This is a genomic window from Rhodovulum imhoffii (assembly GCF_003046545.1).
GTDB classification, from domain to species: Bacteria; Pseudomonadota; Alphaproteobacteria; order Rhodobacterales; family Rhodobacteraceae; genus Rhodovulum; species Rhodovulum imhoffii.
Map to the genome: position 1 here is coordinate 59,615 of NZ_QAAA01000013.1, position 9,836 is coordinate 69,450.

Sequence of the window (9,836 nt, forward strand, 5' to 3'; positions counted from 1 at the left end):
GCGTCGCGGCCTCAGCGCAGGGCGCGGCCTTTTCTGATGGCCTCCGGACCGAAGCGGGCGCGGATTTCGTCCGTCGCCCGCTCTGCCCTGGTGCGCTGCGCGGCTTGCGGATCCAACAGGTCGCCGGACCGGTCGGCATCCTCGGCCCGGACGATTTCCGAAATCCCCACGCCGATCAGCCGGAAGGGGCCGCGTTCTCCCGACCGGGCGAACAGGTCGCGTGCGGTGCGGTAGATGCGGTCCGCCATCCGGGTCGCGTCGGGCAGGGCGTGGCGGCGGGTGATCTGCCGGTGATCGGCACGCTTGAGCTTGAGCACCACGACCCGGCCCGCGCGATCTTTCGCCTTGGCCCGGTCGGCCACCTTTTCCGCCAGCCGCCACAGGTGTCCGTCAAGAATGTCGGGGTCCGCAATGTCTTCCGGGAAGGTGATTTCGTTGGAGATACTTTTCACCGGCGCGTTTGGCGTGACCCGGCGCGCATCCTGCCCACGGGCCAGGTGCCACAGTCGTAGCCCAAGATTTCCGAACCGTTCGATCAGATCCTCCTGCGGCCAGCGGCGCAGATCGGCGAAGGTGCGGATACCCGCGGCCTCCAGCGCGGCTTGCCCCGCCGTGCCAACCCCCCACAACAACCCGACGGGCTTGTTGGCCAGCAGATCCGGCGTTTCCGCCTTTCCGATCACGCAAAAGCCGCGGGGCTTGTCCATGTCCGAGGCCATCTTGGCGAGAAACTTGTTGTAGGACAGCCCGATGGATCCGGACAGGCCGAGTTCGCCCTCCATTCGGTTTACCAGCCGTGCCAGAAGCAGGGCGGGCGGGGCCCCGTGCAGGCGCGCCGTGCCCGTAAGGTCGAGAAACGCTTCGTCGAGCGACAGCGGCTCCACTGCCGGGGTGAGCTCCGCCATCATCGCGCGGATCTGGCCTGAGGCCTGTGCATAGGCGCTGCCGCGGGGTTTGACCACCACAGCATCCGGGCAAAGCTTGAGCGCCTTGAACATCGGCATCGCGGAGCGCACCCCGCGGATGCGCGCGATATAGCAGGCGGTGGAGACCACGCCCCGTTGCCCGCCCCCCACGATGACGGGCTTGTCGCGCAGTGCCGGGTTGTCCCGCTTCTCGATCGAGGCATAGAAGGCGTCGCAATCCATATGTGCGATGGACAGGGTAAACAGTTCCGGATGGCGGATCACACGCGGGCGTCCGCAGGCCGGGCAGCGGCGGCCATTTTCAAAGCAGGTCAGACAGTCTCGGCACAGGGCGGGCATGGGCGTTGTCCGGGGTCGGGGCATGATGCGCCTGCCGTGCACCTTAGGCAAGGGCTTTCAAACAGGGGCGGCGGCAACCATATTGAAGGCGATTCACTCAAGAGGATTCCAGGTATGGATGCAGAGACACTCGTGGGCGGCAATCTCGTGGTGCTGCTTTTGGCAGGGTTCATCATCCTGTGTGTTCTTCTGGGCGTGCGGATCGTGCCGCAGTCGGAAAAGCATGTGGTAGAGCGGTTTGGCCGTCTGCGCGCGATACTGGGGCCGGGGATAAACCTGATCGTGCCTTTCCTTGACCGCGTGGCGCACAAGGTTTCCGTACTGGAGCGCCAGTTGCCCAATGCCAGCCAGGACGCGATTACCGCAGACAACGTTTTGGTGCAGGTGGAAACCAGTGTGTTCTACCGGATTCTTGAGCCGGAAAAGACGGTCTATCGCATCCGTGACGTGGATGCGGCAATCGCGACCACCGTGGCCGGGATCGTCCGGGCCGAGATTGGCCGGATGGAACTGGATGAGGTTCAGTCCAACCGGGCGGAGTTGATCTCCACCATCAAGGCCAGCGTCGAGGACGCCGTGGAAAGTTGGGGAATCGAGGTCACGCGGGCCGAGATTCTCGATGTGAATCTCGATCAGGCGACGCGCGAGGCGATGCTCCAGCAATTGAATGCCGAGCGTGCCCGTCGCGCCCAGGTGACCGAGGCGGAAGGCCAGAAGCGTGCCGTGGAATTGTCTGCCGATGCGCAGCTTTATGCGGCCGAACAAGAAGCGAAGGCGCGGCGTATCTCTGCCGATGCGGAGGCCTATGCGACCAAGGTCGTGGCGCAGGCCATTGCCGAGAACGGCCTGGAAGCCGCGCAGTACCAGGTGGCGCTGAAACAGGTCGAGGCCCTGACCGCGCTTGGCACGGGGCAGGGAAACCAGACAGTCGTTCTGCCCGCCAACGCGCTGGATGCCTTTTCGGATGCTTTCAGGATGCTCAAGGGGCGGGGATGATGACGCTCTGGTGGGTCTGGCTGGCGGCGGCGGTGGTGTTGGCCATTCTGGAGGTCCTGGTACCGTCCTATGTGTTTCTCGGCTTCGCCATCGGGGCGGCGGTGGCGGGTGTGGCGCTGTGGCTGGGCGTGAAGGTCAGTGTGCCGTGGCTGCTGCTGATTTTTGCCGTGGTGTCGCTGGCCGCCTGGATGGCGTTGCGTGCCGCGCTGGGCGTTCGCAAGGGTCAGGTCAGGATCTGGGATCGCGACATCAACGAGGATTAGGCAACTCTGCCAATACCGCCCGGGCCGCAGCGCGGGGGTCTTCGGCTTTCCAGACCGGGCGCCCGACGACAATGTGGTCGGCCCCGTCGCGGATCGCCTGTGCCGGTGTGGCTATGCGCTTCTGGTCCTCCGGTTCGGTGCCGGCCGGGCGTATGCCGGGGGTCACGATCAGCTTGCCCTCGGCCTGCGGCAGGGCGCGGATCATCGCGGCCTCCCGCGGGCTGGCGATGACGCCGTCAGCCCCGGCTTCCAGCGCACGGGCAGCCCGTTCGGAAACGATTTCGCGAATGTCGCCGGGCTTGATCAGCCCCGCGTCCAGATCGGCCCGGTCCAGCGAGGTCAGGATCGTCACGGCAAGAATTTGCATCCCCGATCCGGCCTTGCCTTCCTGCGCGGCGCGCACCACATGCGGGTCTCCGTGCACGGTCAGGAAGTCGAGGTCGAACCGGGCCAGACCGCGCACCGCCGCCTCGATCGTTGCGCCGATGTCGAAAAGCTTCATGTCCAGGAAGATACGTTTGCCGTGCCTGTCCTTGAGTTCCTGGGCCAGCGCCAACCCTCCGCCCGTCAGCATCCCCAGGCCGATCTTGTAGAAGGATACCGCGTCCCCGATACGGGTGGCGAGTTGCAGCCCGGAATGGGCGTCGGGGACATCCAGGGCGACAATCAGGCGCTCATCTTGCATGAGTTTGTATCCTTCTCGCAGATTTGGCCCCTGTTAGGGCGGGGTGGCGAACAAGTCCAGCGCGACAAAAGCTGTTGTGCCCTTGCAACAGGTGCAGACGGCGCCCAAATACCGGAAAAGGCCTGCAAAAGGTCGGGGCGCTGCCGGGCAGGTCCCGCCGGAGACGGGCGCTTGAACGAAAGGAGAAACCGATGAACCTGGAAAAGTTCACGGAGCGGACCCGTGGCTTTCTGCAAGCCGCGCAGACGATTGCCATGCGCGAAAGCCATCAGAGACTGGCGCCGGAGCATCTTCTCAAGGCCCTTCTGGATGACGAGGAAGGCCTTGCCGCCAACCTGATCACACGTGCCGGGGGTGCCCCTGGGCAGGTGCGCGAAGCCGTGGAGGCCCGTCTTGCGAAGATGCCGAAAGTGACCGGCGATGCCGGTCAGACTTATCTGGACCAGTCCACCGGGCGGGTCCTGGACGAGGCGGAAAAACTTGCCCGGAAAGCGGGTGACAGTTACGTGCCGGTGGAGCGGCTGCTGACCGCGCTGGCGGTGGTGAAGTCCGCTGCGCGTGAGGCGCTGGAGGCCGGGTCCGTCAACGCACAGAACCTCAATGCTGCGATCAACGATATCCGCAAGGGCCGTACCGCCGACACCGCCAATGCCGAGGAGGGGTATGACGCGTTGAAGAAATACGCCCGCGATCTGACCGAGGCTGCGCGCGACGGAAAGATCGACCCGATTATCGGCCGCGACGAAGAGATTCGCCGCGCGATGCAGGTCCTCAGCCGCCGGACCAAGAACAATCCGGTCCTGATCGGGGAGCCTGGGGTCGGCAAGACCGCCATCGCCGAGGGGCTGGCCCTGCGGATCGTCAATGGAGATGTGCCCGAAAGCCTGAAGGACAAACGCCTGATGGCGCTGGATATGGGGGCGCTGATTGCCGGGGCGAAATACCGGGGCGAATTCGAAGAGCGCCTGAAGGCCATTCTCAAGGAGATCGAATCCGCCGCCGGTGAGATCATCCTTTTCATCGACGAGATGCATACCCTGGTGGGCGCGGGGAAAACCGACGGCGCGATGGATGCCGCGAACCTGATCAAGCCCGCCCTTGCGCGGGGGGAGTTGCACTGTATAGGGGCTACGACCCTGGATGAATACCGCAAGCATGTGGAGAAGGACGCTGCCCTGGCCCGTCGGTTCCAACCGCTGATGGTGGAGGAGCCGACGGTCGGGGATACGGTTTCCATCCTGCGGGGAATCAAGGAAAAATACGAACTTCACCACGGGGTGCGTATTTCCGATGCGGCATTGGTGTCGGCTGCGACGCTCTCCAACCGCTATATCACGGATCGTTTTCTGCCGGACAAGGCGATCGATCTTGTGGATGAGGCAGCCAGCCGGCTGCGCATGGAGGTGGACAGCAAGCCCGAGGAACTGGACGCTCTGGACCGCGAGATCCTGCAAAAGCAGATCGAGGCCGAGGCGCTGAAGAAGGAGGACGACGCTGCCAGCAAGGATCGTCTGGCGCGGCTGGAGAAGGAACTGTCCGACCTTCAGCAGAAATCCTCTGCGATGACGGCCCAGTGGCAGGCCGAGCGTGACAAGCTGGAAGGCGCCCGTGCGCTGAAGGAAAAACTGGATCGCGCCCGCGCCGAACTGGATGCCGCCAAGCGCGAGGGGAACCTGGCCCGCGCGGGGGAATTGTCTTACGGGGTCATCCCGCAGCTTGAAAAACAGTTGGCCGAAGCCGAAGAGCAGGGCGATGACGTGATGGTCGAGGAGGCCGTGCGCCCCGAGCAGATCGCGCAGGTGGTGGAACGCTGGACAGGTATTCCGACCTCCAAGATGCTTGAAGGCGAGCGTGAGAAGCTTCTGCGCATGGAAGAGGAGCTGGGCCGGCGCGTGATCGGGCAGAAGCAGGCCGTGGTCGCGGTAGCCAACGCGGTGCGCCGGGCCCGCGCGGGACTGAACGACGAAAACCGCCCGTTGGGCAGCTTCCTGTTTCTTGGGCCCACGGGGGTCGGGAAAACAGAACTGACCAAGGCCGTGGCGGAATACCTGTTCGACGACGATAGCGCGATGGTCCGCATCGACATGTCGGAGTTCATGGAAAAGCATGCCGTGGCGCGGCTGATCGGGGCGCCTCCGGGCTATGTCGGGTATGATGAGGGCGGCGTGTTGACCGAGGCGGTCCGCCGCCGGCCTTATCAGGTGGTGTTGTTCGATGAGGTGGAAAAGGCACACCCGGACGTTTTCAACGTTCTGTTGCAGGTTCTTGACGACGGGGTGCTGACCGATGGGCAGGGACACAGGGTGGATTTCAAGCAGACGCTTATCGTCCTGACCTCCAACCTCGGGTCACAGGCGCTGAGCCAACTGCCCGAGGACGCCGACCCGGTCGCCGCCCGTCGCGATGTGATGGATGCCGTGCGCGCCCATTTCCGGCCCGAGTTCCTCAACCGGCTGGATGAAACGGTGATCTTTGACCGGCTTTCCCGCGCGGATATGGACGGGATCGTCACGATCCAGCTTCGGCGGCTGGAAAACCGCCTTTCCGCGCGGAATATCTCACTCGACCTTGATGAGGCCGCGCGCAAATGGCTGGCGGATGCGGGCTATGATCCGGTGTACGGGGCGCGGCCGCTCAAGCGGGTGATTCAGCGCAGCCTTCAGGACCGGCTGGCCGAGATGCTGTTGGCCGGCGAAGTGGCTGACGGCGAAACCATCACCGTCTCCGCCGGCGCGCAGGGCCTTGTCATCGGGGACCGGGTCGTCGACTCCGGTCGACCGGCGCCGGAAGATGCCGTCCTGCACTGACGATGCGGAAAGGCCGGGGGGATCCGGCCTTTTCACTCAAGCCCCGCGGCCTCGCGCGTGATGGCATCCAGAAGGGCCTGGACCTTTTGCATTTCGCCTTTGGGAAAGGCCCGGTAGCCGACAACCGTTGTTCCATCGGGGTGTTCGGCGACGAAAATACCGTAAGGACAGAATTGCAGGTTCATCGGGTCGGCTTCCATGACCTCGCGCGACAAGGCGGCAGAGCAGAAGCTGAACACATCCGCCCGTGTGAACAGCATGACGTCGGAACCGATATCGGCGCGGGTGCGCTCCAGCATCTCGCCGACATGGCTGACGCTGTCGAGTACCAGCCCCCGGTTCAGCAATGCGTTTTCAAGCCCGAACACCGTATCCTCGAAGCCATGCGGCGCGGGGTAGGTGACGGGCGTATCCGCCTGCGCGCATGCCGCGGCAAGGCCGAAGACGAGGGCGAGCACATGGGTTTTCATTCTTTCCTCCCTGTTGTGGTTTGAGCGGTTGTATCCCGCCGAAGCTCTGCGCAAGGTGCTGTCGTCGGGCAACTTTGACTCGTGGAGGAAGCATGGGCTGGGCCTATTACGCATTGCAAGTCATGGCTGGGGCATTTGCGCTTTTTGTGGGGGTGATGTTCCTGCTGGTGGTGGTCCTTTTCATGATCGACCGCATCCAGACCGGGGATGCGATTCGGCGCAACTATCCGGTGATCGGGCGCTTCCGGCATCTCTTTACGGCGTTGGGGGAATTCTTTCGCCAGTATTTCTTTGCGATGGATCGTGAGGAGATGCCCTTTAACCGTGCCCAGCGGGACTGGGTCGCCCGTGCGGGCGAAGGGCGCGGCAACACCGTGGCCTTCGGTTCCACGCGCAACCTCAACATCCCCGGAACGCCGATTTTCGTGAACGCGGCCTTTCCGCCTCTGGAGGATCAGTTCGCTTCGACCGCGCCGATGTTGATCGGGCCTTATGCGCGACAGCCCTACAATGCGCCTTCGATCTTCAACATCTCGGGCATGAGCTATGGCGCCATTTCCAGACCCGCTGTTCAGGCGCTGGCGCGGGGGGCGGCCGAGGCCGGGATTTGGCTGAATACGGGAGAAGGGGGGCTTTCGCCGTATCACCTGGAGGGTGGGTGCGATATCGTCTACCAGATCGGAACGGCCAAGTATGGCGTGCGTGACGAAGAGGGGAACCTGTCGGACAAGAGACTGCGCGAGGTTGCGGCGAATCCGCAGGTGAAGATGTTCGAGATCAAGCTTTCTCAGGGGGCCAAACCCGGCAAGGGGGGGATCCTGCCGGCCGCCAAGATCAACGAGGAAGTCGCCCGCATCCGCGGTGTGCCGATGGGAAAGGACAGCTATTCCCCAAACCGGCACGCCGAGGTCGATGACTGGAACGATCTTTTGGACATGATTGCCCATATCCGCGATGTCACGGGAAAGCCCGTGGGTTTCAAGGCGGTTGTCGGCGGGCCGGAGCCGTTCGAGGATCTGTTCCGCATCGTTCGGGAGCGCGGCGAGGAAAGTGCCCCCGATTTCATTACCATCGACGGGGGCGAGGGGGGCACCGGGGCTGCGCCGATGCCCCTGATCGACCTTGTCGGACTGCCCCTTCGCGAGGCGATGCTGATGGTTTCGGACCTGCGCGATGTCAGCGGGCTGAATGATCGCATTCGCCTGGTCGCCAGCGGCAAGCTGGTCAATCCCGGCGACGTGGCCTGGGCCATCGCAGCGGGGGCGGATTTTGTCGTGTCCGCACGCGGGTTCATGTTCGCGCTGGGCTGTATCCAGGCGTTGAAATGCAATCGCAACACCTGCCCCACGGGGATCACCACCCACCAGCCACATCTGCAAAAGGGGCTGGTGGTGGAGCGTAAATACAAGCGCGTCGCCCGTTACGCACGCTCGGTTATCAACGAGGTCGAGACCATTGCACATTCCGTCGGTGTGGCAGAGCCGCGCCAGATGCGCCGCCGTCATGTGCGGGTGGTGTTGCCCGATGGCAGTTCGCGCCCGATGAGTGAGATATTCCCCCGCAGCGGTGCGGCCAACAAGATCGTGAAATGAGTTTCCTTTGGCGTGCGTTCGCATCCGGTTAAGACGGATGTGAGGGGAGGGACCGCCGATGGCAGGACGCTGGAAGAACCGGTTGAAGTGGAGCAACGTGACGCCGGAACGGGTTTTCCTGAACCGGCGGGAGATCATCGCCGGCGCGGCGGCTTTGGGTGCCCTGCCGGCACGGGCCGGGGTGAACGGCCTCACCAGTTGGGAGCACGTCACGAGCTACAATAATTTTCTTGAGCTTGGAAACGGTAAGAGCGCACCGGCACGTAACGGGGCGCATCTGACCACCGACCCTTGGACGGTGAAGATCGATGGCCTGGTGGAGCGCCCTGGCGATTACGATCTGGCAGCCATTCTCAAGAAGGTAACGATTGAGGAGCGCATCTACAGGTTCCGATGTGTCGAAACCTGGGCAATGGTCGTTCCCTGGAACGGATTCGAACTGGCGGATCTGTTGCAGATTGCGGGTGTTGCGCCATCGGCGAAATACGTGGCGTTCGAAACGCTCTATCGTCCGAAGGAGATGCCGGGTCAGCGATCCAGGCTCCTCGACTGGCCCTATCGGGAGGGGATGCGGCTGGACGAGGCGCTGCACCCGCTGACGCTGATTGCCACGGGCCTTTACGGAAAAGACTTGCCCCCCCAGAACGGTGCGCCGCTACGGCTGGTCGTGCCATGGAAATACGGGTTCAAATCCATCAAATCCGTTGCGCGGATTACGTTGACCGATACACGCCCCGTGACCACGTGGACCGACCTGGCCCCGGACGAATACGGATTCTATGCCAATGTGAATCCCAGGGTCGACCACCCGCGTTGGTCGCAGGCGACAGAACGTCCCCTTGGGGGCGGTCTGTTCGACAGGCGCCGCAAGACCCGCATGTTCAATGGATACGCTGATGAAGTCGCCGGGCTTTACAGGGGAATGGACCTGGAGCGGGATTTTTGAACCGGAGCGGGGCCATTGCCATGGGATTGCGCCGGGTTCCGGTTTGGATGGTGTATTGTCTGGGCATGGTTCCGGCGTTTTGGGGGCTTTGGCTTGGTCTTACCGGCGGATTGGGGGCGGAGCCGGTCCGCGCGCTGGAACAGCATTTGGGTGAAACGGCGTTGCAGTTCCTGATCGCGGTACTGGCGATTACGCCGTTGCGCCGGGCAGGGGTAAACCTGGTGCGGTTTCGCAGGGCGCTTGGGGTGCTTTCGTTCGTGTATGTGTGCCTGCATCTGGGGGTGTGGCTGCTGGATCTGCGGTCGTGGCCGCTGATTTGGGCGGACCTGGTGAAACGCCCCTACATTACAGTCGGGATGGCGGCGGGGCTGCTGCTGGTTCCGCTGGCTTTGACATCGAACGACCGGGCCGTGCGCCGACTTGGGCCGGCACGGTGGCGGCGGCTGCACCGTTTGACATATCCCGCCGTTTCCCTGGGTGGGGTGCATTACCTGATGCTGGTGAAAGGCTGGCCCGCAGCGCCGATTCTTTACATGGCTGTAATCATTACACTTCTCAGCTTCAGGATTCGTCTTCTGCGGGTGCGATTCCCCGCCTGAGGGGGGAAATCTTTCGGAGGACGCGGCAAGCCTCCGCGGGCGCGAAAGGAAATTTCCCAAAGGGGGCTGCGTTGTTGTTTTTCTTTCGCCAACCCCAAGGTTTTGGGGTAAAATCCGAGACCATCAAAAAACTTTTGCATTTTTTTGGATTGGGGGTTGCGGAGGTTTGCGAGTCTCCGTAAACACCCCTTCACCGGCGGCGCTGAGGGGTGC

The 9,836-nt window shown here is 63.2% G+C and carries 9 protein-coding genes; 6 read left to right on the forward strand and 3 right to left on the reverse strand.

The window, feature by feature from the left end:
- Positions 1-11: 11 nt before the first annotated feature.
- Positions 12-1,265 (reverse strand): DNA polymerase IV, encoded by a 1,254-nt coding sequence (locus C8N32_RS10835; RefSeq protein WP_107893004.1) that lies wholly within the window; start codon positions 1,263-1,265, stop codon positions 12-14.
- A gap of 114 nt (positions 1,266-1,379) precedes the next feature.
- On the opposite strand from C8N32_RS10835, the gene C8N32_RS10840 reads away from it, so the two are divergent.
- Together C8N32_RS10840 and C8N32_RS10845 are read left to right on the forward strand one after the other, a co-directional pair.
- Positions 1,380-2,261 carry an SPFH domain-containing protein gene (locus C8N32_RS10840; protein WP_107893005.1) on the forward strand — a complete coding sequence of 294 codons (882 nt, stop codon included), beginning with the start codon at positions 1,380-1,382 and terminating at the stop codon, positions 2,259-2,261.
- On the forward strand, positions 2,258-2,524 hold the full coding sequence (locus C8N32_RS10845; protein WP_107893006.1) for an NfeD family protein: 267 nt from the start codon (positions 2,258-2,260) through the stop codon (positions 2,522-2,524). The genes C8N32_RS10840 and C8N32_RS10845 overlap by 4 nt, the downstream gene beginning before the upstream one ends.
- Here C8N32_RS10845 and pyrF read toward each other — a convergent pair.
- Complete coding sequence (gene pyrF, locus C8N32_RS10850) at positions 2,511-3,209, reverse strand: orotidine-5'-phosphate decarboxylase (RefSeq protein WP_107893007.1); 699 nt, start codon at positions 3,207-3,209, stop codon at positions 2,511-2,513. The genes C8N32_RS10845 and pyrF overlap by 14 nt on opposite strands.
- 191 nt (positions 3,210-3,400) lie before the next feature.
- Between pyrF and clpB the strand changes: the two genes are divergently transcribed.
- Positions 3,401-6,016, forward strand: coding sequence for an ATP-dependent chaperone ClpB (gene clpB, locus C8N32_RS10855; protein WP_107893008.1), 2,616 nt, complete (start codon positions 3,401-3,403; stop codon positions 6,014-6,016).
- A 32-nt stretch (positions 6,017-6,048) separates the two neighbouring features.
- Here the strand turns inward: clpB and C8N32_RS10860 are convergent, their stop codons facing one another.
- Positions 6,049-6,486: a DUF302 domain-containing protein gene (locus C8N32_RS10860; RefSeq protein WP_107893009.1), complete on the reverse strand. Its 438-nt coding sequence runs from the start codon at positions 6,484-6,486 to the stop codon at positions 6,049-6,051.
- Between the two features lie 92 nt (positions 6,487-6,578).
- Here C8N32_RS10860 and C8N32_RS10865 point away from each other — a divergent pair, with 92 nt between their 5' ends.
- From C8N32_RS10865 to msrQ, 3 genes are read left to right on the forward strand one after another with little or no spacing between them, the layout of a single operon-like run.
- A complete protein-coding gene (locus C8N32_RS10865; protein WP_107893010.1) occupies positions 6,579-8,078 on the forward strand; it encodes an FMN-binding glutamate synthase family protein in 1,500 nt (499 codons plus the stop codon).
- A gap of 58 nt (positions 8,079-8,136) precedes the next feature.
- A complete protein-coding gene (gene msrP / locus C8N32_RS10870) occupies positions 8,137-9,024 on the forward strand; it encodes a protein-methionine-sulfoxide reductase catalytic subunit MsrP (RefSeq protein ID WP_107893011.1) in 888 nt (295 codons plus the stop codon).
- Positions 9,025-9,044: 20 nt separating this feature from the next.
- The gene (gene msrQ / locus C8N32_RS10875) at positions 9,045-9,623 is read left to right on the forward strand and encodes a protein-methionine-sulfoxide reductase heme-binding subunit MsrQ (RefSeq protein ID WP_107893012.1); all 579 of its coding nucleotides are present in this window, start codon (positions 9,045-9,047) and stop codon (positions 9,621-9,623) included.
- The last annotated feature ends 213 nt before the right edge of the window (positions 9,624-9,836 follow it).